The organism is Tamlana flava (assembly GCF_041287255.1).
Lineage (GTDB): Bacteria > Bacteroidota > Bacteroidia > Flavobacteriales > Flavobacteriaceae > Tamlana > Tamlana flava.
The window spans coordinates 334,921-361,216 of sequence record NZ_JBGGTX010000001.1; the positions used below are offsets into that span (position 1 = coordinate 334,921).

Consider the following 26,296-nt stretch of genomic DNA (forward strand, 5'->3'; position numbering starts at 1 on the left):
TTTTGATTGACACTTATACGACGCGTTCAAATTTGAAATGTTACAAATAGATATTAATAATTAAATTATAGTACTTAATCAATTTTATTTAATAAGGCTATAAAACGAGGTTCATTTCGAAGTGGCTTAAACTTGATATCTTGTTTCAATCCCCAAAAAAACAATCCTTGACCACCGAATTCGTAATCTTTTTCAAGGTAATCCAGCGCCTTATCTTTTTCGCCGCAGCCCATGTAAATTGTCGCTATCATGTAAGCTGGTACATAAATCGTTTTACTCTTGTTAAGTTGGTAATCTAAAATTTCTTTGGCTTTAGCATATTCTCCAATCATACCGTAACAATATCCGAGCATCCAATTAGTGTGGGAAGCAACACTTCTAGATGTGTAAAGGTCAATTGCTTCTTGATATTTACCAATAGCAGCTAAATTAGTCGCCTTCATCCATTTTAGCATATTATCGTTGGGGAACTTACTCAAAGATTCATCAATAAGGTCTATTGCTTTTTGAAACTCATTTAAATAATAATAAGCCTGCCCCATATCTCCAATATACTTCGGAGACAAAGGGTCCAATTTCAAAACTCTATTGAAATTTTCTTCCATTAATTCCAACTCACCTTCGAATGCATATATCCATGCCAATTTATTATAAGCGCCAACATAACTTGGATTTAGTTCAATGGCTTTTTTCAAATATCTAATCGCTGTTTCCTTTTCATATTTATAATAGCTTATTGCACCTAAGACCCCAAAAGTACCTCCATCATTTGAATTAATAGCTAGAGCCGTTAAGGCAGGTACACTAGCCTTTTCTATCATTTTTTTAGGCGATTCTCTTCCCCAAAAAATATACTCTAAATAAGTTTCCGCAACACCGACATAAGCTCTACAAAACTCGGGGTCTTTTTCAATAGCTTTTTTAAATAAATTTTCCGCCATTTTTAATTCCTCTACTTTGCCCCCACCTCTATGAAAATACATTTGTGCTTCTTTAAATGCTTTGTAAGCTTCGGGATTTGTAGTAGGTTGATTATCTATTCTGAGCACCTCTCCTTCGCTTAAAGTAATTTGCAAAGCTTTTGCAATATCTCTAGATACATTACTCTGAATTTTAAAAATTTCCACCAGCGTCTTATCATAATTGTCAGCCCATAAATTTTTATTGTTATCCGCATCAACTAGATTTGCGTTAATGCGTACTTGATTATTATTAACCCTAACACTACCCTCTAAAATATAATTCACATCTAATTCTTTTGCTATTTCATGTATTGATTTTTTGGTTCCTTTATAGTGCATTGCTGATGCCCTTGAAATAACTTGCAGATTTTGAATTTTTGAAAGATGCGTTATAATATCTTCTGTGATTCCATCTGTAAAAATATTGGATTGGTCATCGTCATTCATATTATTGAAAGGAAGAACAGCCAATGTAGGCTGCTTAAGCCCATATTCTTTACCCCCTTTCTTAAGAGTAAAAAGTAAAATAAAAAAAATTAGAGATAGAATTCCTAAAAATAAAAAACTCCTTTTCTTATACCTTTTATAAACCTCAAGGTCATTTGGCTTGGTTTTTCCCTTGAGGTGGTCTTTATCAGGAATTACTAAATCTGCATTAGCAATTGCAAAAACAGGAATCACCTTATCTACATTTTTAAAATGCACGGCATCAACGAACTTAGTAGATAAATCTTTTTGATTCCTTATTTGATCATTTACTTTATCTGAAATCAATATACTGCCTGCAACTGCTAAAGATTCAATTCTAGAAGCAACATTTACAGCATCTCCTATAATATCTGATTCAGTTCGAATAACATCTCCAACATGTACACCAATTCGAACTGGAATAGACGGCTCAGCCCTAAATGCTTTCTGCATTTCAATGCCACATTTAATGGCTTCTACCGAACTTCTAAACGTACTTAACGTACCATCACCATAATATTGAATGAGTTCTCCCTTAAATTTATTGGTACATCTCACAAATATCTCTCGATGCTTTTCTCTTATCAATAAGGCCTCTTTCTCATCGTCTTGCATCAATGAGGTATACCCTTCAATATCAGTAAACATAATCGCAACAAGTTCTCTATGTCGTGGCATCTTGCATGTAGAGTTAAGCAACTAATTTAATTAATTATCTTTAGAAATTGAATGTTAAAAAAACAAAGCTCAAAAAACCTCATAATAATTAATATCTTTATCATAAAACAATCAATGCTATGGCTGAGGCAGCATCAGAAAATATCCCTAAGTTTTTATCCCTAACCCCTTTTTTTTCAGAGTTATCGCACGAATCCCTTCTACGTTTATCCAATAACGTTAGTGAGGAAACTTTCATTAAAAATGAAACGATTTTTAAAAAAGGAGATACTGGAGATTCGATGTACGTCATTACCCACGGTAAAGTTAAAGTCCATGAAAAAGGACATATCTACGACACACTAAAATCAAATGATTGTTTTGGCGAATACGCCTTAATAGATAATGACACCCGATCGGCCTCAGTAACTGCCTTGGAAAATACCAAAGTTTTAAAAATTGAACGTGAACAATTTTTCGATTTAATGAAAAATGATAGTGGTTTTGCGCAAGGTATTTTGGCCGTTATGATAAAACGCCATCGCGAGCTTGATACCATTCAAGAGCGACTAGCTTCATCAAAATTGGAAATTGAAGTGGCGAACAGCAAATTGAGTGGCCTGATTGACGGCGCCATGGATGCCATTATTATGTTTAGCAACGATTTTAAAATACTTTTAACGAACCCTTCGGCCAACAAACTACTGGAAAATGAAGACGTGCTGCAACGCAATATTTTGTTTTTCTTTGATGACGACAGCGCAAATTTGATTGAAGGCATTGTTAGGGAAGAAAACAACAGCAAATCCATCAACAAATACTTGCCAAACATAGTTAAAGTTATTGGATCAAAAGATACTGAAACATTAAACGAAGGCACAATAAGCAAATATGGTGAGGGTTCCAAAACCTTTTACACGCTCATTTTAAGAAATATTGAGGAGCGCTTGATTGCCGAAGATAAAATCAATTTACTCACCAAACAGACTGAATATTTAACCGAAGAAATACAGGAGCTCACAAATAGCTATGGAATAATTGCCGAGGATAAAAGCATGAAAAATGCCTTGAACCTCATTCAGCAAGTCGCAAAAACCGACGCTACTGTTTTAATTCATGGCGAAACAGGAACAGGTAAAGAACTTGTTGCCCGAGCCATACACAAAGAAAGCAACAGAAATGATAAACCCCTGATTAGGATTAATTGCGGGGCCATTCCGGCCAACCTTATAGAAAGTGAGCTGTTTGGCCATGAAAAGGGAGCGTTCACTGGAGCTACAGCAAGTAGAAAAGGACGATTTTTATTGGCTGATAAAGGCACCATCTTTTTAGATGAAATAGGTGAAATGCCTTTAGAACTTCAACCTAAACTGCTGCGCATCATTCAGGAAGGCGAATTTGACCCTGTGGGAAGTTCAGAAACCATTAAAGTTGATGTTAGGATTATTGCGGCAACACACAGAAACCTTTTTGAGTTTTCAAAAGAAGGAAAGTTTAGGGAAGACCTATATTATAGATTGAATGTCTTTCCCATTGAAATACCCGCATTGCGGGATAGAGGCAATGATATTTGTTTAATTGCCGAGGAAATGATTAAGCAGTTTTCAAAAAAACTAAATAAACCCATTGCTGAACTATCAGACAATGACAAGGCTCTACTAATCTCCTATCCTTGGCCAGGCAATGTTAGGGAACTTCAAAATTTGATTGAACGTGCCGTTATTGTCTCCAAAAAAGGGAACATTAATTGGCAGACCATCATCCCAAATAATCTGGGTAAAGATGAAAGAGCAATAGAGCCAGTCCAAGAAAAAATTTTGACTTCAAAAGAACTGGTCGCTCTTGAAAAGAAAAACATCTTGAAAGCCCTGAAACAGACCAAATGGAAAATTTCTGGTGAAAACGGTGCTGCCGAAATATTACAACTACCACCAACAACCCTCGCATCGAGAATTAAAGCCTTGGGTATTGAAAGGCCTGTTTAATCCCCTCCCATTCAAAAACTACAAATCATTTCACGACATTTCGTTAATTAAATAACGACATTTCGTTAATTTATGAAATATCGTTAATTATTTAGCAGTCTAAATTCAACTTATATAACTGATTACAAATTAGTTATATAGTTTGGCACGCCATTGGCTTTACTTCAACCAAACAATAATGTTTAACAATTTAAATTTTAAAAAATGATTACAACAGCAAATGTAAAAAACGGTGTAAACGTAGACCAATTAGTAGAAACAATCGGTCATATTCAAGAACAACCGGAATTGGCAAAATTCGAATTCAGAGCAAAAAACAATTGGATTGATGGCGGACATTGCGTTTCCAGCATCAAAGGATTTTACGGTGCAGGCCAAGAAGATGCCACACGTGAAGAAACATTCACCATGGAATGTAGCCACCCACATGTATTGCTTGGGAAAGACGAAGCCGCTACTCCACCAGAAGTAGTATTGCACGCTTTAAGTTCTTGTTTAACAGGAGCCATGGTTTATCATGCAGCAGCAAACGGTATTGATATTGAAGGTGCAGAATCTACAATTAAAGGTACTGCTGATTTGCACGGCTTTTTAGGATTAGATCCTGAAGTTAGAACCGGTTTTAATGGCATTACAATGCAATTGAAGGTTAAATCGGATGCTTCTGCTGAGCAATTGGAAAATTTAGCTAAATTTTCTCCAGTATTCGATATGATTACAAACCCAACCCCTGTAAAAATTGAAATTATTAAAGGGTAACAACAATTAAAAAAATGGCTACTCAACACGAAGTAGCCATTTTTTTTCACTTCCATTTTTCAACACCTTCAAAAATGAAATCCACCACAAAGAAAATATTGAACGCAAATCAGGCCGTAGCACAAATAGCATATAAAACTAATGAGGTGTTTCCCATTTATCCCATTACGCCAGCCTCAGAAATAAGCGAATTGGTTGAACAATGGAGCGCAGAAAAAAAACTTGGTATGAATGACCATGTGCCATCTGTTTTTCAAATGCAAAGCGAGTCTGGCGTTGCTGGAGCCATGCACGGTGCGCTACAAACAGGGGCATTATCTTCAACGTTTACGGCATCACAAGGTTTGCTTTTGATGCTACCCAACATGTACAAAATAGCCGCTGAACTTACACCCAATGTTATTCATGTGGCAACCCGAAGTATCGCCACCCATGCACTTTCCGTTTTTGGTGACCATAGCGATGTTATGGCCGTTCGTCAATCTGGATATGCCATGTTAGGAAGTTCCTCTGTGCAAGAAGCCCATGATTTCGCCTTAATTTCACAGGCAGCTTCTCTTGAATCAAGAATCCCTTTTGTGCATTTTTTTGATGGTTTTAGAACATCTCATGAAATCAATAAAATAGATATTATAAATGATTCAACTATTCATTCACTAATTGACCAACGACACATTCAAAAACATAGAAAAAGGGCTTTAAACCCTAACAATCCCATTTTAAGGGGTACATCTCAAGGTGCAGATGTATTTTTTCAAAGTCGGGAAGCCATTAATTCATTTTATAATTTCTGTCCCGATGTTGTTCAAAATAAAATGGATTTGTTGGCCAATCATACAGGCAGAACGTATAAACTTTTTGACTATGTTGGACATGAAGAAGCTGAACACATCATCATTTCAATGGCTTCATCAACTGAAACTATTGAAACCACAATCAATCAATTAAATGAGAAAGGAAACAAATATGGCTTGATAAAAGTCAGATTGTTTCGTCCATTTAGCACCAAACATCTTATTTCAGTGCTACCAAAATCAGTGAAGTCCATAGCCGTTTTAGACAGAACCAAAGAACCTGGAAGTACTGGTGAACCTTTATATTTAGATGTTCTTCAATCCATTTTAGAAACTTATCAAAAAAGTGAGATTAGCTCGATACCACGAATTATTGGAGGTCGCTATGGGTTATCTTCAAAAGAGTTTACACCGTCAATGGTTGCGGCCATTTTTATCAACTTAAAACAAGAGCAACCAAAAAATAACTTTACCATTGGCATTAATGACGACGTAACAAACTTAAGCTTGGACTATTCAGAAAACGTCATTTTAAAAAACAGTCACTATCAAGCCATTTTTTATCAAGAAAAAAACAAAAAAGCCACCGAAAGCTTCAATAATACCTTAGAGCACATTGGACAAAACAAAAACTTATTTGTTCAAGGTTACATTGCTTGCAACTATAAAAAATCAAACAGTCATAACATCGCTCACCTGCGCATTGACAAAAAGCAAATTCGAGCACCATACTTAATAGAACAGGCCAATTTTATCGGTTGCCAATATGCACACTTCACGCAAAACACTGATGTCATTAAAAAACTTATAACAGGAGGTACGCTCTTGGTTAACACTTCACAAACATCAAAAGCATTTTGGCAATCGTTAACGGCTAAAACTCAAAAATTAATTACTAAGAAGAAAATACAACTCTTAACTGTAAACACTGATGAAATAAAAGCCAGTACTGTTTTGAATAAAAACAATATTTCAGAATTCCATGCTTGTTTTTTGGCTTTAAAAAATGACATAGACTTTAATGAAAACCTAATTAATTTATTGGATTTTATTTATGAAGTTGAAACTACGATTACTAGCGAAAAAGAATCAACCAATATTGACTTTGATGAAGCATTTAATGCTTCGTTTTTAGGGCAACTTTTAAACAACCAAGGCAACGACATACCGGTTAGTCTTCTTCCAAAAGATGGCACCTATCCAACAGATACTTCAAAGTATGACCAAATAACAAACAACCATTTTTTACCAGAATGGAATACCGATTTGTGCACACAATGTGGAGCGTGTAGTATGGCCTGCCCACAAGGAGCGTTAAGAATTAAAGTTTTTGAGGATACGTTTATTGCATCTTTACCCGAAAAATTCGACTATGTTGTTTCCCAAGATTTTGACTTGATGAACTACACCATCCTAGTCAATCCCAATCAATGTAACGGCTGCAACAACTGTGTTGATGCTTGTCCTGTTAAAGCTTTAAAACTATTTAAAAAATCCGAAACGTTTAACGATGAAATCGAAAACTGGGACTATTTTGAAACCCTTCCAGAATTCGACAGAAGGAAAATCAATGTTAATAAAGTGAGCCAACAGCAATTACAAGAACCTTTATTTAAATATTCAAGTGGTGTTGAAGGCTGTGGTGAGGCGCCTTACCTAAAACTATTATCGCAGTTATTCGGTGACAGATTACTCATTGCCAATGCAACTGGCGCGAGTTCTATTTTTGGAGGTGCTTTACCGACAACCCCTTGGAGCAAAAACGCCAACGGACAAGGCCCTGCATGGTCAAATTCCCTGTTTGAGGACAATGCCGAATTTGGATTGGGTTATAAGTTTTCCAAAGACCAACAAGAAAACCAAGCAAAACAACTTCTAAAAAAACTTGCGCCTCATTTAGATATTGATTTAGTTAATGATATTCTTAAAGCGTCCCAACAAAATGAAATTGAAATAAACAGCCAACGAGCACGGGTCAATAAGCTCAAGGGTTTATTGAACAAAATCTCAAAACCGGAAGCAAAACAACTTTTGGCAATTGTTGATAGTTTAATTAAAAGAAGCGTTTGGATTGTTGGCGGCGACGGCTGGGCATACGATATTGGTTATGGTGGATTAGACCATGCTATTGCCACCGGAAAGAATATAAACATCTTGGTATTGGACAATGAGGTTTACGATAATACGGGCGCACAAGCCTCAAAAGCAACACCTTTTGGAGCAGAAGCAAAATTTAAATTCAACGGAAAACAAAAACACAAGAAAGACTTAGGACTTTTGGCCATGACTTATAACAATGTTTATGTGGCATCGGTAGCGATTGGAGCCGACCAAGAACAAACCTTGAAAGCCTTTAATGACGCTGAAAGCTTTGATGGCCCTTCAATTATAATTGCCTACTGCCATAGTGAATCCCATGGCATAGATATGAAAAACCCAACAAAGTACCATAAATCTGCGGTTAATTCTGGGCAATGGTTATTGTACAGAAATGACCCGAGACGTGCTGAAAAAAGATTGAATACTTTGCAATTGGATTCCAAAGAGCCATCAATTAAAATTCAAGATTATCTGAAATTGGAGGGTAGATTTTCAAAACTTTTTGACAATTACCCCGAACAATTCAACAGTAAAACTCGGCAAATTCAAAAGCATATAGATAGAAGGTTTGATAAATATCTAGCACTTTCTTGTCCTCCATTTATGAATAGAGCAAAACTTTTACAGAACAAAAAGATTAATCAACAACTAACATATAAAAATTGAACCCTTAAGAGGAAATGACAAGACGAATGGACATAAAAGCCTCGGTTTTCCCAATCGACACACTATTTTTTTGTAACTTTAGGTCAGGTATTGTTCAATTTTTTGAAAAATCACCCTGGTGAGCCATTCAACCTCTCAAGACTGTTTACTAATAACGCGCCCCAAATTCGTTAACGTTTTAAAGGATCTTAAAAGACTAAGATTTAAATATTGCCCTTTAATGGATAATGAAACTTTTGAATTAATTAACTTTTTATAAAACAGTAGAATGCAGGATGACGCCTTTCATTTGTATAAAAAAGCTATTAGGCTTGTATTGATTTACTTCAGTTCCATTATAATATTAGCCGTTCTTTTTTTGTTTTGCTGCTTTGATGTTATACCGCTTAATGGGTTTAAATCAGGCCACAAACTATCTAATATTTATGACAAGAACTATGACGTTTCATTAGTTGGCAACTCAAAAGACAATGAAATGCTAAAATATGGCTATGAGCTATTTTCAAAAACACCAAAGTATTTAGGGCCCGATAATGGAAACCCCCAAATGGCATATCAAGGCAATAGACTTGCCTGCAGAAACTGCCATTTAAACCTGGGAACACAACCATTTTCCGCACCCTTGATTGGCATCATTCAGCGTTTTCCTCAATTCCGTGGAAGGGAAAATAAAATAGGCACTATTGAAGAACGCATTAACGGATGTATGGAACGTAGTATGAATGGCCGAGTTTTACCCGAAGACGGCAAAGAAATGAAAGCCATAGTAAGCTATTTAGAATGGTTAAGCAGACACGCCCCAAAAGATGGCAAAATTAAGGGTACAGGATTTGTTAAACTAGAAATTCCAAACAGAGCCGTAAATCTGGATAATGGCAACAAAGTGTTCACCAAACATTGTGTTACATGCCATGGCAAAAATGGGCAAGGTAAAAAGGCAATCGATGGATACACTTTCGAATACCCACCTTTATGGGGAGAAAATTCTTTTAATAATGGCGCTGGCATGAACCGTGTAATTACAGCGGCTAAATTCATAAAAGGAAACATGCCTTTTGAGCTGGCCTCTTATGACTCACCCGTGTTAACCGATGAAGAGGCTTATGATGTAGCAGGATATATCAACCAAAAACCGAGACCCCAAAAGCAAAATCCTGAACGAGATTTTCCGGACTTAAAGAAAAAACCCGTCTCGACACCTTATCCCCCTTATGCAGACGATTTTTCAATTGAACAACATCAATTAGGACCATTTCAACCAATTATGGCATTTTATAAAGAGAAGTATAATATCACCAAAACCAAATAATTATGAAAACAAACAACAGCAATTCCAGACGACAATTCCTAGGAGCTTTAGCCCTTGGCGCAACAGCAAGCACTTTTTCTGTGCTAACTAATCCAATTTACGCGAATATTCCAGTTTCTGACACAAAGAAAATGAATGACGCTGAAAACTGGTTTGACAATATTAAAGGGTCACACAGAATCGTGTACGACGGATCAACACCCCATATGGGCTTCCCCATAACATGGAACTGGGCCTTTTATCTCACCAATAATGGCACTGGAACACCAGATGAAGATATGACCGCCATGACTGTTTTAAGACACAGTGCCCTTGGATTGGCCTTAGAAGACAGTTTGTGGACAAAATATCCGTTAGGTGAGGTATTTAATGTTAAAAAAGCAGATGGCACCCCTTATAAAAGAAATCCTTATTACGAACCCCAAGAAGGCGATTTTCCGCTTCCACAAATTGAGGGCATTAAAAGGCTACAAGAAAGAGGCGCTATGTTCTGTGCGTGTGATTTGGCCACTAAGGTATACAGCAATGCAGTAGCAACACAAATGAACTTAGACCCTAAGGCAGTTTATGAAGAATGGGTTAACGGCGTTCTTCCGGGCATACAGTTAGTTCCTTCAGGGGTTTGGGCCTTAGGTAGAGCTCAAGAACATGGCTGCGGATACATCTTTGCAGGAGAATAAAAACAAATAAATTATGAAAACATTAATTAATCTAGTTTTGGCATTGGCCTTTACAGGAGTGGCTTATGCACAAGCTAAACCTGTCAAAATAGTATTTGACGTAACTAGCAATAACACAAAAGTGCATGAATCTACTGTAAGACACGTTAAGGCAATGTCTAACGCATATCCAGATTCTAAATTTGAAGTTGTCATGTACAGTGGTGCCATGGACATGGTGCTTAAAGACAAATCTTCGGTTGCAGAAGATTTAGAAATCCTGGCACAGAAAGACAATATAGACTTTGTTATTTGCGAAGGTACCATGAAACGCCATAAGGTTGACGAATCAAAACTCATAAAAGGCGTAAAAACCGTACCCGATGGTATTTTAGAAATTATAGAAAAACAACAAGAAGGCTGGGGGTACATAAAAGAAGGACAATAATATTTTGCCCTTAATTGTTGGTTTATTTTTTATCGAATACATTAACCTTATCCCAATCTTCTGGAGTTCCTGAAATGGTATATTCTGCAGATTTGGTAATAAAGTAGCTTGCCACATAATCTTGTGGATTTTTGCTCAAAACTTTATCAAATGCTGCAGATGCCTTGGGGAATTCTTTATTGAAAAAGTATTTCAAACCTTTTTCAAAAGTGGATTTTGTTTTCAACTTTTGCTCCTTACTTTCAGTTTCATCCCCATCAAAACACTCATAAATACCAACCGATTTATTTTTACCCTTCACCCGAACTTTACCAAGATACCTAAAGTTAAAATCATCTTTGTTTTCTATTGTGTTTAAAGCATCTTCGCTAACAATAATATTTGCACCATAATGCTTGGTAACGCCCTCCATCCTAGAAGCCGTATTGACGGTATCGGCTATAATGGCTGTATCATTTCTTTCACTGTCACCAATAATACCCATGACCAAATCGCCAGTGTGAAGACCTATACCGACTGAAATCGGCTTAAACCCTTCGGAAATACGCCTTTTATTATACTCCTGAATGGTTTTTTGCATTTCAATTGAAGCTTGCAAAGCATGACCTGCATTTTCGGGAAACAATGCCATAATGCCATCGCCAAGATACTGGTTGACAAAGCCGCCATTATTTTGAATCAAAGGCCCCATCCGACCAACATAAGCATTTACAAACTTAAAATTTTGCTTTGGAGTCATGGATTCCGAAAGATTGGTATAATCTCGAACGTCGGCAAACATTACTGTTACTTCCCTTTCTGTAAAATCGCCTAAAACCACATCTGTAATCGCATCTCTTCCAACCGATTTCAAAAAAGCAGATGGCACAAAACGACTTGTAGCTTTGTGAATGCCATATAAATTTAAATGCATTTTTATTCTACTTAGCAATTCGTTTTTTGAAAAAGGCTTGGTTAAATAATCGTTGGCCCCTAAATTAAAACCCGTCACCAAATCACTAACCCTGTTTTTGGCAGTGAGCATGACTATGGGTAATTCGCTTGGCGAATAGGTTTTTCTGATGATTTCGCAAACCTCATATCCAGACATCCTGGGCATCATAATATCCAATAGAATCAAATCAAAATCATTCTTCTCGACCAGTTCTAAAGCTTCCTTGCCATTGCTGGCTTCAAAAACTTGGTAGCCCGCAAGGTTTAAATGGTTTTCTAACACCCTCCTGTTTATGGGCTCGTCATCAACAATCAATATTTTAATATCGAAACTATCTTTATTTTCCAGAGGTGATACTAATTGCGAATTTTCCGGAGTTGTTCTTTGAACTTTTTCCTCAATTCCAGCAGGGTCAATTTCACTCAAATCTTCACGCGTTTTATCACTTACAGGCAAGGTAAATGTAAACGTAGAACCCTCGCCAACTTTTGAATGCACCTCAATATCGCCACCATGAAGCTCCACCAATTGTTTGGTAACCGAAAGTCCCAATCCTGTGCCACCATAGTCCCGTATCCTTGAGCCATCAATCTGTTCAAAAGATTTAAAAATATCCTCAAATTTATTTTCAGGAATGCCAATGCCAGTGTCCGCAATGGCAACAGCCACCTTTCCATCTAAATTTGCGGCCTGAATTTCTACTTTGCCTTCCTCAGTAAATTTTATGGCGTTGCCTATTAAATTATAAAGTATTTGTTGCACTCTATTTTCATCGGCCTCTACCAAAGCAATATCCTTTGGTATGGAATTGATGAGCCTAATGGATTTTCCATCAACTAAAGTTTCTGAAACTTTTAGCACTAGTTTTGTTACGGAATAAAGGTCCACAGGTTGCATTGCTAATTTTAAATCTTGATTTTTAAGCTTTGAAAAATCCAGAATGTCGTTTACCAAATTAGAGAGGCGTTTACCGCTATTGGCTATCATGTCTAGATTTTCCATGGCCTTTGCAGATAACTTGCCCGCTGCACCATCCTTTAAGGATTCTGAAATCCCAATAATACCATTAAGCGGTGTTCGCAATTCGTGCGATGTATTTGCCAAAAACTGGTCTTTTAGCTGGTCAATCTGTTTTAATCTTAAAATTACGTTACGTTCTTGTTTTAACTTTGCACTTTTTTGCCTAGACCGCCAGTAAACGCCACCTATCAATAATAAACCGGTGGTGCCAAAAATGACAAGATTTACCTTATTTCGCTGCTTGCTTAGATCTTCAGAATAACGCAATTCCTGTTCCGCCTTTTCCTTGTTGAAGGCAATACTATCTGCCAGTTGCTGCCTCTCAAACTGGTATTCCATTTCCTTCCGCGTTATTTCTTGTGTTTTAGAATTATTGAATAAGGAATCTTTGGCAACAGAAGACATCTTAAAATATTTAAGGGATTCGCTGTAATTGCCTAATTTTTCATAAACCTTTGACAAACAATCACAGGCCTCCTTTTTGGCTATTAGAACCCCCATTTCCGTCGCCAAATCAAATGATTTTTTGCAATCATCTCCCGCCAAAAGATATTTACCTTGATGAAAATAAGTTCCTCCTCCTCGATATAAATAGGTACTTATCATACCCTCACGATCACCAATTTCATGGTGCATCGTCATACTTCTGTTTAAGTATTCCAATGCTTCGGAAAACTTACCCTGCGCATTATACATTTCACCAATATTACTGTAAGCTCTTGCCTCTGAACGTGAATCGTTTATTTCCTCAGCAATCTCGGCCGACTTTAAAAAATTACTCAAGGACAAGTCGTAATTCTTTAAGTTTTGATGCGCCAATCCCAAATTATTGTAAGTATGTGTCAAGGAATATTTATCGCCCAAGTCTTTTTTTATGTTTAGGCTATACGTATAATATTCCAGAGCCTTTTCATTATTTTTTTGCCGAATAAATACATTTCCCAAATTATTGGATAGGCGCGCCAAATTAACCTTATCGTCATTCTCCTCAGCCAATTTGAGCCCCTTTAGCTCATATTCCAAGGCCTTCGTAAAATTGCCCAGTTCATAATAAATGCTTCCAATGTTGTTATAAGTGGTGGTCAACCCCTTTTTATCATCCAATGCCTCTAGAATTTCATGGCTGGAATAAAAAAACTTTAAGGCCTCATTATAATTGCCTTGTACCGCATAAGTATTGCCCAAAAAGCGCAACGAAGTTGCTTCCCAATTTTTGTTTCCTTTTTCTTTAGAAAATTCCAAAACCTCATTTCCATAAACTCTTGCCGTATCAAGATTTTGTCTGAATAAAAGCATAAAAGCATCTAAACCGGCTTCAAACCTTATGGAATCTGCCAACTTATTATTTCCAAATGAGTTTTTTAAACTATCAAGCTTGGTGGATTGGCCAAATAGATTATGAAGACAAAGAAAAAACAGTAAAAAGAGGGGTCTGAACTTCATATAAAATTAAAGGTTGGTCTATAATTTTATAAAGTTACTAGTTAATATTTAACAACAAAAATTGTAGAGCATTAACTGATGACTTCAGATTAAATTTTCAATTGAAAAAATGCCTTTCTAGTTATTTTTATGCATCACCAAAAGCGGGATATCTATTTTAAAGGCGAAGGTTTCAACAGGGTGTCTCGTAAATAATCGTTCAAGAAATGAATGTTTTTTGTTCATCATCGCCAGCATTTTTATATCATGATTTTTAATATAATCATGTATTACATCAAAAACATCTTTTCCATTAAGGTTAACAAGCTCGTTACTGGCATCATTAAAATACACTTGAAAAAAGCCTTCATTTAAAGCTTGGTTTTGTGCTGATTGTTCATCGGCCACATGCAGAATATTTAATTTTGCCCGATGAAACTTCACCAAATACTTTAAGGCCATTAAATCCTTAATTTTAAAAAATGTTAGGTTACTGGTGGTAAAGGCAATGGCATCCAACTTGGTAAATTTATAGCCATGGGGTATGGCCAAAACAGGAGTTTTACAGCGTTGCATAACATGTGCTGTATTGCTGCCAAAAAATACTTTTTCAAGACCTGATGCCCCATGGGTTCCCATAATAATCAAATCGATATCTTGGTTCGTACAAACTTGGTTTATAGAATCTACAAAATTGTCGTAATCCACGATGGTATGAAATTCATGTTTGCCGTTCTTAAATTTCTTTTTAGTACTCAATACAATGTTTTCCATCGATTTTTTTGAGGCATCAATCAATGTTTTGTAAACCGTAGCTGATGAATTTACCACCATAAGGTCGTCAGTAATAAACGATGATGCCTTTTGCACATTTAGAATATAAAAATGACAGGCTTCATCCTTAAGCAATTGCATGGCATAATTTATAGCACCTATGGAATTTTTGGAGAAATCGGTTGGCAGTAAAATATTTTTCATCGGTTTGAGGTATTAATTCGGCTTAAAAAATTAAATTTCATTCAGTTAACTCACTGATTCATGGGCAGGTGTTATTGTAAAAAATTAGTTTGTCAAGTAAATATAGAAGAGTTATAAAAATAAAACTATGACAAAAATCAGGTGGCAACCATCGTGTTTAAAGCAAACAAAATATTAGCATAATAATTTTAAGCATTGTATTTTCGGCACAATAAATGATAAGCAACACGTTATATCTTAAACTTAAATACATGCGCCACATACTACTTTTACATATATGCTTATTTTCCTTAACCTTAAGTGCCCAAAACAACGCCATCGGGTTTAACGAAAAACTCACTTATACGGCATCCTACAACATGTCTGGTATCCTAACCGATTTGGCAGAAGTTACCATGGAAACAAGCCCCGTAAAGACATCTTCGGCAACACTTTTAAAATTAAAATGTACGGCAACCACATACAGCAAATGGGATAATTTTTTTAAAATAAGGGATTTATACGAAAGTTACGTTAGCCCAAAAAGCTTAACCCCTTATCTGTATAACAGAGATATCAATGAAGGTGGCTATTACAAAAACATGAAATACACCTACAGCCATAAAACAAAAACGGTAAAATCGGTTATGAAGAAAAAAAACAACACCGTAAATAAAACCGTTAGCATTGGAAGCAACACAAAAGACGTTATTTCAACGTTGTACTACATCCGTATTTTGGATTTTGAAGGTATGGCATCAGGAACCAACAAGACATTCCCTATTATTTTTGATAATGAAGAATTTAAGGGCATGATTACCTATTTGGGCAAAGAAACCATTAGCACATCCCTTGGAAAAAAATCCTGTTACAAAATCTCTATAGGAACAAGTGAAAGCGGAACATTAAAAGGCACATTGTGGCTAACAGCCGATGCCAACAAAATTCCGGTTTACGGAAAATTCAAAATACCTGTTGGCACAGGCGAACTCAAGATAAATTCGGTCACTGGTTTAAAAAATTAACGTATAAAAAAAATGAAAAGACTATTCACTATTTTGGCCATAATCGCATCCGTTTTCGCCATAATATTGGCCGTATTGCCCGTTTCAAACTTTGCGGTATTTCCGTCAATAGCGGCATTAATCTTTGGCTTAATTGCCTTTTATCTCTCAAAAAAATCGGGACAAGTAAAGAAAATCATCCAGTTTTCATTTTTGTTGACCATTATGGCATTGGGCATTACCATTTATAAAGCCATATTTACAGAAGCGAAAGTTGCCGATACCGAAGCTTTGGAAGCTACTGAAATAAAACTTGAAGAAGAAGCCTTGGACGAATTGGAAGGTATTGAAATTGAAGAGGTTGAGATTGACGAATCAGAACTGGAAGATATGTCTATTCAATAGTAAGTAATTTCTGTTTTTTTTTATCTTTGTATAAGATTTAAAATGAAACGAATTCAATAAAAAATTTTACGCCCCAGAGAATATTTTGACTGTAAATTGCTAGGGATTAAACCTGTAAAAACACACATGAAAACCTTTACAATCCTCTCTCTTTTAGCCTTAGTTGGTACGTGTGCCAAACCGAAATACACAGAAAGAATACAAAATGTAAAAGACAATATACAGCTGGTAGACAGTGCTTTGGTCATGCAATTTGCCAATACCATAACCGTAGAGGAATTAAAAACACATTTGTATGCATTTTGTTCCACAGAATTTGCTGGCAGAAGAGTTGGGGAATCTGGTCAAAAAAAGGCTGCCAACTTTTTAAGGGACTATTATATAGAGGAGCATATTCCATCACCATTTGAAGGAGATAGTTACTTTCAATTTATCCCGGGTGAATTTCTTGGCAACAACATAAAAAACTCAGAAAACGTTTTGGCTATAGTTGAGGGCACGGAAAATCCGGAAGAAATTATAATCATCTCGGCGCATTTAGACCACCTTGGCATTACAAAAGACGGAAGAATAAATTATGGTGCCGATGATGACGGTTCAGGAACAGTTGCCCTAATGGAAATGGCGCAAGCCTTTAAAAAAGCAAAAGATGAAGGGCACGGACCAAAACGCTCAATACTTTTTCTTCATTTAACGGCCGAAGAAATAGGAAAACTCGGTTCTGAATTTTACGCGTTGCACCCTGTTTTCCCTTTGGAAAATACGCTCACCAACCTAAATATTGATATGATTGGCCGAGTTGACGAGCAGCAAAAAAACAATAAAAACTACATTTATTTGATTGGCTCAGACCGACTGAGCAAAGAACTGCATTACATTTCTGAAAAAGTAAACAATGCCTATTTCAACATCAATATTGATTATCGATATAATGTAGAAGGCGAAAAAAATGATTACTACTCAAGGTCAGACCACTACAATTTTGCCGTACAAGATATTCCCGTTATTTTTTACTTCAATGGTGAACACCAAGATTACCACAGGCCAACCGACACACCAGACAAAATAGAATTCGAGCTTTTACAAAAACGCACAAAGCTTATATTCGCCACGGCTTGGCAAATTGCAAACCAAGAGCACCGCTTGGCCATAGATGCAGAGAACGAACTGTTAAAATAGATAAAATTTAACGCCAAACTCCGTTCTTTTTTTGTAATATAGTTACGTATTATAAACTATGTAACTTTGAAAATACTTGCTATTTTTATTTCTGCTGCCCTATCTATTTCGTCATGCAGCAACTCGCAGAGCAAAAACAGATCGGTTATTACCAATCCAGAAAAATATGCCAAAACCATTACGGCAAGCGAACTAAAAAGCATGCTGTACACGTATGCTTCAGATGATTTTGAAGGTAGAAAAACCGGTGAACCAGGGCAGAAAAAAGCCATAGAATTCATTAAGGACCAATATGTTTTGGAAGGCATCCCGTCCCCAATTTCAGATGACGACTATTTTCAAGAAATTCCGGCATCGTTTTTACCTAATGGAACCAAGGATTCTGAAAATGTACTAGCCTACATAAAAGGAAGTGAAAAACCTGAAGAAGTAATAGTTATTTCGGCACATTTAGACCACATAGGCATTTCAAGAAATGGCGACATCAATAATGGTGCGGATGATGATGGATCAGGTACGGTGGCCATAATAGAAATTGCCGAAGCTTTTAAAGCCGCCTCAAAAGATGGCTTTACACCAAAGCGCAGCATATTATTTTTACATGTTTCTGGGGAAGAATTAGGGCTGTATGGCTCACGTTATTACACCGATGTTGACCCTGTTTTTCCGTTGGAAAACACGGTTGCCAATTTAAATATAGACATGATTGGCCGTGTAGATCCCAAACATGAAGGCAAACCAAACTACCTGTATTTAATTGGGTCTGACAAATTGAGCACAGAACTGCATAATATGTCTGAAGAAGTGAACAAAAAACACTTCAATCTAGAGTTTGACTATACCTATAACGCCGATGACGATCCCAATAGGTTTTATTACCGATCGGACCACTATAATTTTGCCAAACACAATATACCCGTAATATTTTATTTTAACGGCACACATGAAGATTACCATAAGCCAACCGATACGCCAGATAAGATAAATTATAGCATTTTGGAAACACGGGCCCAATTAGTTTTTTATATGGCTTGGGAACTTGCCAACAGAGATGAGCGGGTAAAATTGGATTAAATAACCCTATTAAAAGAAACCTAAAACAAGGAACAAAAACTCCTATTATCCGGAAATAAATAAGGGATAATGCGCACTTTTATTCCACATATAACACGTTGGCAATAATTAAACCACACATTTAATTTAAAATACAAATGATAAAAAATTATTTAAAAATTTTAGCAGCAGCAGTACTTTTTAGCAGTTGTGAAAACGACAAAAAGTTAAAAATAAACATAGTTGAAGTAGATCAAACAACTATTGGTAATCACATTGAACGGTTAGCATCAGATGAATTCGCAGGGAGAAAACCATTTACTGAAGGAGAAGTAAAAACCGTGAATTATTTAAAAGATGAGTTTGAGAAAGTGGGGCTTTTACCAGGAAATGGTGATAGTTTTTTTCAAGATGTTCCTATGATAGAAATAACAGGAACTTCTTCTGAAAATATGGTGATTTCGGGTAAAAATGGAAGTTTCAATTTGAAACTCTTAAAAGATTTTGTAGCCACGACAAATAAAACCGTGACTGAAGTTAGTCTTGAAAACTCTGAACTTGTTTTTGCAGGTTATGGAATTGTTGCTCTAGAATATGGATGGAATGATTATGAAGGTATCGACTGGAAAGGTAAAACAGCTGTAGTTTTAATTAATGACCCAGGTTTTAAATCTGGTGATTCAACCTTATTTAAAGGTAATGAAATGACTTATTATGGACGTTGGACTTATAAATATGAGGAAGCTGCTAGGCAAGGTGCTGATGGATTAATTATAATTCATGATACGGAACCAGCTTCTTATGGATGGAATGTAATAGAATCTAGTGGGAGTGGCGCTCATTTAATAATAGAAAGTGATTTGCCTCTTTTAAATGTCGAATCATGGATAAGTGCTGAAAGTGCTGAAAAAATGTTTGATGCTTCTTCCATGAAAGAGCAAGATTATAAAACCATAGCTAGAAATAAAAGATTTAAACCGATTCCGTTAAATTTAAACGTTTCGGTAAACATTAAAAATAAAATTAAGAAAGACGTTTCTAAGAATGTAGTAGCACTTATACCTGGTACTGAAAGAAAAGATGAATTTATAATTTACTCTGCACATTGGGATCATTTTGGTATTGGTAAAGCTATCGAAGGTGATTCAATATATAATGGTGCTATAGATAATGCATCTGGAACCGCAGGCTTATTAGCTATAGCAGAAGCGTTCAAGAAAAGTAATGTAACAAAACGTTCTATTGTCTTTATGGCAGTAACTGGAGAAGAACAAGGTTTATTAGGTTCAGCTTTTTATGCCCAAAACCCTATTTTTAAGCCAAAAAAAACCGTTGCAAATATTAATATGGATGCTTTTAATAGCCCAGAGCCAATGAAAGATCTTACTGTTATTGGTTATGGTCAATCAGAATTAGACGATTATGCAGAAGAAGCTGCTATGGCCCAAGGTCGTTACATAATTCCTGATCCAAAACCTGAAGCAGGTATTTTCTTTAGATCAGATCACTTTAATTTTGCAAAAATTGGTATTCCTGCACTTTATGCCAAAGGATCTTATGAAGGTTTTAATTCAAACATTTATAAAATCAAACAATGGAATGAAAATTACCGAAAAAATATTTATCATCAACCTACAGATGAATACAATCCTAACACCACTGAATTAAGTGGTGTTCAATTTGATGCACAACTTTTATTTCAAGTTGGTTTTAAACTGGCCAACGAAAATTCTTTTCCAAAATGGAAGAAAGGAAGCGAATTCAAACTTATCAGAGAAAACAATTAATAATTCTATGAGAAAGTGATATTATTAAAAAATAAAACTATTGCCAACAAGGTATAACCGCAATTACGGCGGATTTGACTATATCCGCATCCACTCGAAATTTCTAAAGTCGGTTTAAACCGAAAAATAGTAAATAAAAACCCGTAACTGACGGTTATGCGAGTCCGTTGACGATAATTACTTTAATCACTAATGTCAGAAAATATGAATAACAATTTTTATGCAATCGCGATAGTTCTCTTTTTGACTATCGGGTGTAAAAACGAAACAAAAAAGATTGAAGACGTTTCAAAAACAGAATTTATTGAAGAGTTAAACATATTAGGCAGCTACGTTTCTGACGATTATTCGAAGAGAAGTGAAGGCTATGATTGGATAGCCATATCGGTTACGGAAGCAGAAAGTAATCAATTGAATATTTCGGTCCGCTCACGAGCAGACAAGAAAAAACCTACTTGTACATTTGATGCAGTTGCTAAAAAAGTAGATGACAAAGTTTACCAAACCCAAATTGATGGGAAGTCCATTTTGTTTGAATTTACCAACGTGCAAATCAATATAACTACAGAAAAAGAAGAAGATGAAGGCTTACTGTATTTTTATTGCTCTGGTGGTGCAAGTATTGCCGGAACATACCAGAAAATAAATGAACCAATTGATCAAAATCAAATTGACAAAACAAAATTCAATAGAGTACTAAACTTACAAGACGTTGGATTTAATGTCTCTTCAATAGAAAAAGAAGGCAAAAGCACCCTAACAATTTTCACATTTGGTTTAGATAAACGTGAATACCAAGAGACATTCAACATTGACGGTGAAGAAGTAATCAACGCAGAAGTTGAAGACCTTAATTCTGATGGCTCACCTGAACTTTTTGTTTTTACTCGTTCAGTTGGAAGTGGAAGTTACGGAAATGTGTACGCATTTTCCGTTAACAATAAGAAATCTATGAGTGAGGTGTATTTTCAACCTACAGCAGAAAACAGCGAGATAAACAAAGGATATATGGGACACGATGAATTTTCGATCGTTGAAAACACTTTAGGTCAGCGCTTTCCAATCTATAAAGAAGGTGATACAAATGCTGAACCGACTGGAGGAACAAGACAAGTTTCTTATAGACTAGTTGAAGGAGAAGCCATGAGAAAACTTGAAGTTGATAAAATCACTGAATATTAAAAACTACCGCCAACAATGGCTATAAGTAATTGCTTGCTCTCGATTACTTTGGAAATTCCTTCGGAATTCCCAACTTAGTGTGTACTTGTAAAGTTCAATACTAACCAAACCTGTTATTTATAGTCAAGACCGTTGTGTTTCATTAAAATCAAGCAATAATCAATGATAAAATTCTTTAGAAAAATTAGACAAAAACTACTCTCTGAAAATAAGTTCAGTAAATATTTGGTTTATGCTATTGGAGAAATAATACTTGTAGTTCTTGGGATTTTGATTGCGTTAGCGATAAACAATTGGAACGAAAATAGAAAATTGCATAACCAAGAAATTATTTACCTCAACAATTTAAAAAATGACATAACTGCTCAAATACAAATGCTAGATGTCTATATTGATTTTGAAAACATAATAATTGATCAAACAAATGATATCACAAAACATTATGAGTTAAATGATGGATTTAAAAATATGGATAGTATTTATCCAAAGTTACACGACTTATCAGTTAGATGGACCTTTTCTAACGCTAATACGACTCTGTTGCAAATGTTAAATTCAAACCAAATAAATATTATTCTGAACAGACAACTAAAAGAAGAACTAATTACTTTTAATCAACAAATTGATTTGTTTACTAAAAACACGAATATTAATAACACTAATCTGATTGACAATTTCACTACTCAAACCTTTATAGAAATTGGTTCATATGCTTCTTATGGAAATTCTAATAGAATGGTACAAAAATTCAATGACTTCTATCCTTTTGTAACCAATAAAGTTAGGGATAGTGAACTGAAGAACATATCAACTGAAATTATAAATGAGCCTAAAAATAGACTTGAACTTATTAATAAAGTTGTCTACAGGAATACTATGTCGAATTTACAAAAAGCAGGAAATCAAAGTTTGAAAGAAAGATCAAAACAACTTTTGCGTGTTCTAGAAGAAGAAATTGAATTAAATAAATAATGAAAGCATAGCAATTGCCATAATTAATTGCTTGTTCGTGCCTACTTCTGAAAATCCTCACGCTAAACTATTGCCAGTTTTATTTACTAAATTAGTAACCAGACCAACGCAACAAACCATAGCACTTCATTAAGATTAACCAATAACCAATGATTAAATTCTTTAAAAAAATTAGGCAAAACTTCCTTTCAGAAGGTAAAACTGGTAAATATCTCAAATATGCTATAGGAGAAATTGTTCTTGTTGTAATTGGAATCCTAATTGCATTAACTATTAATAATTGGAACGAAGAAAAAAAAGAAAAGGCAGAATTAAATCAATATTTGTCAAGTTTAAAGGAAAATATAAAAGAAGATATACAAGTATTAGATTCTCTAATTAAAAGAAGGGAAATCATAATAGCACACAGTAAAAAGGAACAACTTAATTTTTTAAATAGCACATTTAATTTTGAAAATACACGTTACGCATTAACATCCTATTTAGACTTCTATTTTCAGCCCAATTCAAGTGCATATGACGCTTTAAAAAATTCACCCTATCTGGGAAAAATAAACGGTTCTAATTTAAATAATCTAATTATTGACTATTATTCCAACGCTCATCAAATAAAAGATGCAGAAATAAGTTACAATGAATTTTTAGAAAACTTGGAAACTAAAATGGCATACGACATGGATAGAACATTGATGATGGCATATATTTTTATGGATCCTGAAAAATTAAAAAGTACAAAGACAACTCAAGAAGAAATTGAAATTGTATTTAAAAATATACATAATTCTGCTGCGTTTAGAAATATTGTAAGTCAAGCTGTAAGTCAAGAGAGAAATATTTTAGTCCCTTATAATAGAGGAAAAGTAATTGGATTAAACATAATTGCTGAAATAGATCAAATGATTGAAGATGTTAAATGATAATTTTAATAAAAAGGTATTTAAACCCAAAAATAATACAAAGCACAACACCAGCTATAGTTCATTGCTGTCTTCGGTTTACGGCGGAAAATCCTAGCGGATTTTCACGCAACGAAACCATCGCCAAACACGTTTTGCTTCACTATAACCAACCAATAACCAATGATAAAATTCTTTATAAAAATTAGACAAAAACTACTCTCTGAAAATAAATTCAGCAAATATCTAATTTATGCAATTGGTGAAATTATTCTTGTGGTAATTGGGATTTTAATTGCATTGCAAATAAATAATTGGAATGAAAACAGAAAAGATCTGTTACGTGCGCACCATGTTTTAAATAATTTAAGCAAGGAGATTAGACAGGACTCAATTTATTTTAGTAATGTATACAATGCTGAAAAAGACATTTTTCTGTATGGAGCCGAGGTATTATTTAATTTACATTCAAATAATCTTAATTCTGAAGAAATAGATTCCATAGTTAGAATCTCCTTTAGACTAGCATGTTTCACTCCCGCTATTAAGTCCCTAAACAACGCATTTAACGAACTGATGACCTCCAACTTATTATCACAAATAAGATCGGAAGATTTAAAACATAATTTGAACGAATATTACGGACAAATTGACTTCCTCAAAAGTTATTCCGTACAATCTCATCAGCTAAGCAATGATTTAATTTATGAATTATCTCAGTATTATGAAATAATCCCTGTAAAGCTTGGTGATGCCAGAGAAATATCAAATTTCTCAGGTGCTGCTGAAAGTCAATTTACCGCAACTTATGATTTACAATCTTTTAGAAATAACAAAAGTTTAAACCCAAAACTATACGATATGATTGATATTCATAAAGACAGATTAGGTGGATTTGAAATATTAAGAGATTTATCCATAAAAATTCAATATGGAATCCTTATGGAAGTAAAGGGAAAATAACGAAGTACAACAACGTGTATAATGCATACTCTCGGGTTACGCACCATACACCAACCGATGGAACACATTAAACTTTTGAGTCATGAGAATAATTACTTTAATAATGTTTACTATATTTTGTCAGACTATTTACGGTCAGGGAATTGTACAATCGGTAAAAATATATTCAAAATCTTTAGTAAATTCAGGTGGCGAAGATCCTAATCGGAAGCTTACTATTTATTTACCCCCAAATTATAACAAGGAGACAACTCATTATCCTGTGATTTATTATCTACCAGGGATAAGTATGACTAATGACTGGTTGATGGGAAAAATAAAGCCATTACTCGATAATGCTATTTTATCAAATGATATCCAACCCGTAATGTTTGTTATCCCAGACCATTATTCGCTTTATCAAGGAAGTTATTTTTCAAACTCTTCTTTAATTGGTGATTGGATAACATTCACAAAAAAGGAGGTCGTTGAATATATTGATGCCAATTACAGGACATTAAAAAAGAAAGAAAGTCGTGCATTAACAGGATGGTCTTCGGGTGGATTTGGAGCCCTCAAAATAGGCATGCAGAGTAGTGATGTCTTTTCCAATGTTTATTCACTTTCTCCTGGTCTCTTAATTTTATCGGATGAATTTGCTCCTGACAGTCCCTCTTATAAAGAACTTGAAGAAATTAAAGATTATGAAAAGTTACAAAAGGAATGGGTAGGAATACCCAATGTATTGGTAGCAGCCGGTAGGGCTTTTGCGCCAAACCCGAATAACCCACCATACTTTGCAGACTTACCAGTAAAATTTGAAAACGGAAAGAAAAAAATAAATGATTTTGCTTTAAGCAATTGGAATCAACAACTCCCCTTCAATATGATAGATGATTACATTAATCAGCTTCGGTCACTTAATTCTTTAAAACTTGAATGGGGCAGGAATGATGACTTTAAAAATGTTGTTTCATCGTGTAGAGCTTTCAGCAAAAAATTAGAAAATTTAGGAATTGACCATATCGCTGAAGAATATAATGGCACCCATTTTAACCGAATTCTTGAGGTTGATGGTCGCATAGCAAAAGAAATGTTACCATTCTTAAATGACCAATTGGAATTTGAATAATATGCTACAACAACAGCTTTAATCCATTGCTTGCAATATGCTAAACCAAAAAATGCTATCTTTAACTTAGCTCGATTCCTAATCCGAAAAATCTCTGATTTTTCTCCGCAACGGAATCATAGCCAAACCGTTGTGGGTAATTCAAAGATAATATTCTTAAAAAGAATATTATTGAGCCAGAATCTATTAAATAAACCGAGTGTTACTGAAATGAAATGAGTAAATAAATTTAAAACAAACTATTATGGAAAAAGGTATGATTAAAGTAAGCGTTTTGTATCCTAACGGAGAAGGGAAAAATTTTGATATGGATTATTATTGTAACCAACATGTGCCCATGGTTGGAGGATTATTGGGTGATGCTGTAAAGGCTGCAACCGTTGAAAAAGGACTTGGAGGAGGTGCGCCTGGATCAACCGCAGCATATGCAGCTATGGGAAATTTATATTTTGCTTCCATGGATTCATTTCAGAATTCATTTGGTCCGAATGCGGAAAAAATCATGGGAGACCTTCCTAATTTTACAAATATTGAACCGATTGTTCAAATTAGTGAAGTAATGATTTAAAAAAATCAGGAAAGAACAACCCACAACACCGTTTAT

Annotated in this window: 20 protein-coding genes; 17 read left to right on the top strand and 3 right to left on the bottom strand. The window is 35.1% G+C overall.

The window, feature by feature from the left end:
- Window positions 1-74: 74 nt before the first annotated feature.
- Entirely contained in the window at window positions 75-2,108 is a 2,034-nt protein-coding gene (locus ACB104_RS01305; protein WP_370476471.1) for a FlgO family outer membrane protein, read from the bottom strand.
- Window positions 2,109-2,227: 119 nt separating this feature from the next.
- On the opposite strand from ACB104_RS01305, the gene ACB104_RS01310 reads away from it, so the two are divergent.
- The 6 genes from ACB104_RS01310 (at window position 2,228) to ACB104_RS01335 (ending at window position 10,807) form a co-directional block, all read left to right on the top strand.
- The gene (locus ACB104_RS01310; protein ID WP_370476472.1) at window positions 2,228-4,072 is read left to right on the top strand and encodes a sigma 54-interacting transcriptional regulator; all 1,845 of its coding nucleotides are present in this window, start codon (window positions 2,228-2,230) and stop codon (window positions 4,070-4,072) included.
- Window positions 4,073-4,276: 204 nt separating this feature from the next.
- The gene (locus ACB104_RS01315; protein WP_370476473.1) at window positions 4,277-4,831 is read left to right on the top strand and encodes an OsmC family protein; all 555 of its coding nucleotides are present in this window, start codon (window positions 4,277-4,279) and stop codon (window positions 4,829-4,831) included.
- A gap of 14 nt (window positions 4,832-4,845) precedes the next feature.
- Window positions 4,846-8,391, top strand: a complete 3,546-nt coding sequence (locus ACB104_RS01320) for a 4Fe-4S binding protein (RefSeq protein WP_370476474.1) — start codon at window positions 4,846-4,848, stop codon at window positions 8,389-8,391.
- A gap of 268 nt (window positions 8,392-8,659) precedes the next feature.
- Entirely contained in the window at window positions 8,660-9,700 is a 1,041-nt protein-coding gene (locus tag ACB104_RS01325; protein ID WP_370476475.1) for a c-type cytochrome, read from the top strand.
- Between the two features lie 2 nt (window positions 9,701-9,702).
- A complete protein-coding gene (locus ACB104_RS01330; RefSeq protein WP_370476476.1) occupies window positions 9,703-10,380 on the top strand; it encodes a Tat (twin-arginine translocation) pathway signal sequence containing protein in 678 nt (225 codons plus the stop codon).
- Window positions 10,381-10,393: 13 nt separating this feature from the next.
- Window positions 10,394-10,807 (top strand): DsrE family protein, encoded by a 414-nt coding sequence (locus tag ACB104_RS01335; protein ID WP_370476477.1) that lies wholly within the window; start codon window positions 10,394-10,396, stop codon window positions 10,805-10,807.
- 22 nt (window positions 10,808-10,829) lie between these two features.
- Here the strand turns inward: ACB104_RS01335 and ACB104_RS01340 are convergent, their stop codons facing one another.
- Together ACB104_RS01340 and ACB104_RS01345 are read right to left on the bottom strand one after the other, a co-directional pair.
- Complete coding sequence (locus ACB104_RS01340; protein ID WP_370476478.1) at window positions 10,830-14,204, bottom strand: tetratricopeptide repeat protein; 3,375 nt, start codon at window positions 14,202-14,204, stop codon at window positions 10,830-10,832.
- Between the two features lie 117 nt (window positions 14,205-14,321).
- Entirely contained in the window at window positions 14,322-15,161 is an 840-nt protein-coding gene (locus ACB104_RS01345; protein WP_370476479.1) for a universal stress protein, read from the bottom strand.
- 251 nt (window positions 15,162-15,412) lie between these two features.
- Between ACB104_RS01345 and ACB104_RS01350 the strand changes: the two genes are divergently transcribed.
- From ACB104_RS01350 to ACB104_RS01400, 11 genes are all read left to right on the top strand, one after another.
- Window positions 15,413-16,165: a DUF3108 domain-containing protein gene (locus tag ACB104_RS01350; protein WP_370476480.1), complete on the top strand. Its 753-nt coding sequence runs from the start codon at window positions 15,413-15,415 to the stop codon at window positions 16,163-16,165.
- A gap of 12 nt (window positions 16,166-16,177) precedes the next feature.
- Window positions 16,178-16,549, top strand: a complete 372-nt coding sequence (locus tag ACB104_RS01355; protein WP_370476481.1) for an FUSC family protein — start codon at window positions 16,178-16,180, stop codon at window positions 16,547-16,549.
- 126 nt (window positions 16,550-16,675) lie between these two features.
- Window positions 16,676-17,728, top strand: coding sequence for a M28 family peptidase (locus ACB104_RS01360; protein WP_370476482.1), 1,053 nt, complete (start codon window positions 16,676-16,678; stop codon window positions 17,726-17,728).
- A 66-nt stretch (window positions 17,729-17,794) separates the two neighbouring features.
- Entirely contained in the window at window positions 17,795-18,802 is a 1,008-nt protein-coding gene (locus ACB104_RS01365) for a M28 family metallopeptidase (RefSeq protein WP_370476483.1), read from the top strand.
- A 137-nt stretch (window positions 18,803-18,939) separates the two neighbouring features.
- Window positions 18,940-20,568, top strand: a complete 1,629-nt coding sequence (locus tag ACB104_RS01370) for a M28 family metallopeptidase (protein WP_370476484.1) — start codon at window positions 18,940-18,942, stop codon at window positions 20,566-20,568.
- 204 nt (window positions 20,569-20,772) lie between these two features.
- Entirely contained in the window at window positions 20,773-21,750 is a 978-nt protein-coding gene (locus tag ACB104_RS01375) for a PliI family lysozyme inhibitor of I-type lysozyme (protein ID WP_370476485.1), read from the top strand.
- A 162-nt stretch (window positions 21,751-21,912) separates the two neighbouring features.
- Window positions 21,913-22,722 (top strand): DUF6090 family protein, encoded by an 810-nt coding sequence (locus tag ACB104_RS01380; protein ID WP_370476486.1) that lies wholly within the window; start codon window positions 21,913-21,915, stop codon window positions 22,720-22,722.
- Between the two features lie 149 nt (window positions 22,723-22,871).
- Entirely contained in the window at window positions 22,872-23,639 is a 768-nt protein-coding gene (locus ACB104_RS01385; RefSeq protein ID WP_370476487.1) for a DUF6090 family protein, read from the top strand.
- Window positions 23,640-23,801: 162 nt separating this feature from the next.
- A complete protein-coding gene (locus tag ACB104_RS01390) occupies window positions 23,802-24,581 on the top strand; it encodes a DUF6090 family protein (RefSeq protein ID WP_370476488.1) in 780 nt (259 codons plus the stop codon).
- A gap of 82 nt (window positions 24,582-24,663) precedes the next feature.
- Window positions 24,664-25,692, top strand: a complete 1,029-nt coding sequence (locus tag ACB104_RS01395) for an alpha/beta hydrolase (protein WP_370476489.1) — start codon at window positions 24,664-24,666, stop codon at window positions 25,690-25,692.
- Window positions 25,693-25,936: 244 nt separating this feature from the next.
- Entirely contained in the window at window positions 25,937-26,260 is a 324-nt protein-coding gene (locus ACB104_RS01400) for an EthD family reductase (RefSeq protein WP_370476490.1), read from the top strand.
- Window positions 26,261-26,296: the final 36 nt, after the last annotated feature.

What these genes read in the sequence shown, in the direction of transcription:
- ACB104_RS01305 (WP_370476471.1), bottom strand. Translation starts at nt 2,108, where the DNA reads ATGCCACGACATAGAGAACTTGTTGCGATTATGTTTACTGATATTGAA.
- ACB104_RS01310 (WP_370476472.1), top strand. Translation starts at nt 2,228, where the DNA reads ATGGCTGAGGCAGCATCAGAAAATATCCCTAAGTTTTTATCCCTAACC.
- ACB104_RS01315 (WP_370476473.1), top strand. Translation starts at nt 4,277, where the DNA reads ATGATTACAACAGCAAATGTAAAAAACGGTGTAAACGTAGACCAATTA.
- ACB104_RS01320 (WP_370476474.1), top strand. Translation starts at nt 4,846, where the DNA reads ATGGCTACTCAACACGAAGTAGCCATTTTTTTTCACTTCCATTTTTCA.
- ACB104_RS01325 (WP_370476475.1), top strand. Translation starts at nt 8,660, where the DNA reads ATGCAGGATGACGCCTTTCATTTGTATAAAAAAGCTATTAGGCTTGTA.
- ACB104_RS01330 (WP_370476476.1), top strand. Translation starts at nt 9,703, where the DNA reads ATGAAAACAAACAACAGCAATTCCAGACGACAATTCCTAGGAGCTTTA.
- ACB104_RS01335 (WP_370476477.1), top strand. Translation starts at nt 10,394, where the DNA reads ATGAAAACATTAATTAATCTAGTTTTGGCATTGGCCTTTACAGGAGTG.
- ACB104_RS01340 (WP_370476478.1), bottom strand. Translation starts at nt 14,204, where the DNA reads ATGAAGTTCAGACCCCTCTTTTTACTGTTTTTTCTTTGTCTTCATAAT.
- ACB104_RS01345 (WP_370476479.1), bottom strand. Translation starts at nt 15,161, where the DNA reads ATGAAAAATATTTTACTGCCAACCGATTTCTCCAAAAATTCCATAGGT.
- ACB104_RS01350 (WP_370476480.1), top strand. Translation starts at nt 15,413, where the DNA reads ATGCGCCACATACTACTTTTACATATATGCTTATTTTCCTTAACCTTA.
- ACB104_RS01355 (WP_370476481.1), top strand. Translation starts at nt 16,178, where the DNA reads ATGAAAAGACTATTCACTATTTTGGCCATAATCGCATCCGTTTTCGCC.
- ACB104_RS01360 (WP_370476482.1), top strand. Translation starts at nt 16,676, where the DNA reads ATGAAAACCTTTACAATCCTCTCTCTTTTAGCCTTAGTTGGTACGTGT.
- ACB104_RS01370 (WP_370476484.1), top strand. Translation starts at nt 18,940, where the DNA reads ATGATAAAAAATTATTTAAAAATTTTAGCAGCAGCAGTACTTTTTAGC.
- ACB104_RS01375 (WP_370476485.1), top strand. Translation starts at nt 20,773, where the DNA reads ATGAATAACAATTTTTATGCAATCGCGATAGTTCTCTTTTTGACTATC.
- ACB104_RS01380 (WP_370476486.1), top strand. Translation starts at nt 21,913, where the DNA reads ATGATAAAATTCTTTAGAAAAATTAGACAAAAACTACTCTCTGAAAAT.
- ACB104_RS01385 (WP_370476487.1), top strand. Translation starts at nt 22,872, where the DNA reads ATGATTAAATTCTTTAAAAAAATTAGGCAAAACTTCCTTTCAGAAGGT.
- ACB104_RS01390 (WP_370476488.1), top strand. Translation starts at nt 23,802, where the DNA reads ATGATAAAATTCTTTATAAAAATTAGACAAAAACTACTCTCTGAAAAT.
- ACB104_RS01395 (WP_370476489.1), top strand. Translation starts at nt 24,664, where the DNA reads ATGAGAATAATTACTTTAATAATGTTTACTATATTTTGTCAGACTATT.
- ACB104_RS01400 (WP_370476490.1), top strand. Translation starts at nt 25,937, where the DNA reads ATGGAAAAAGGTATGATTAAAGTAAGCGTTTTGTATCCTAACGGAGAA.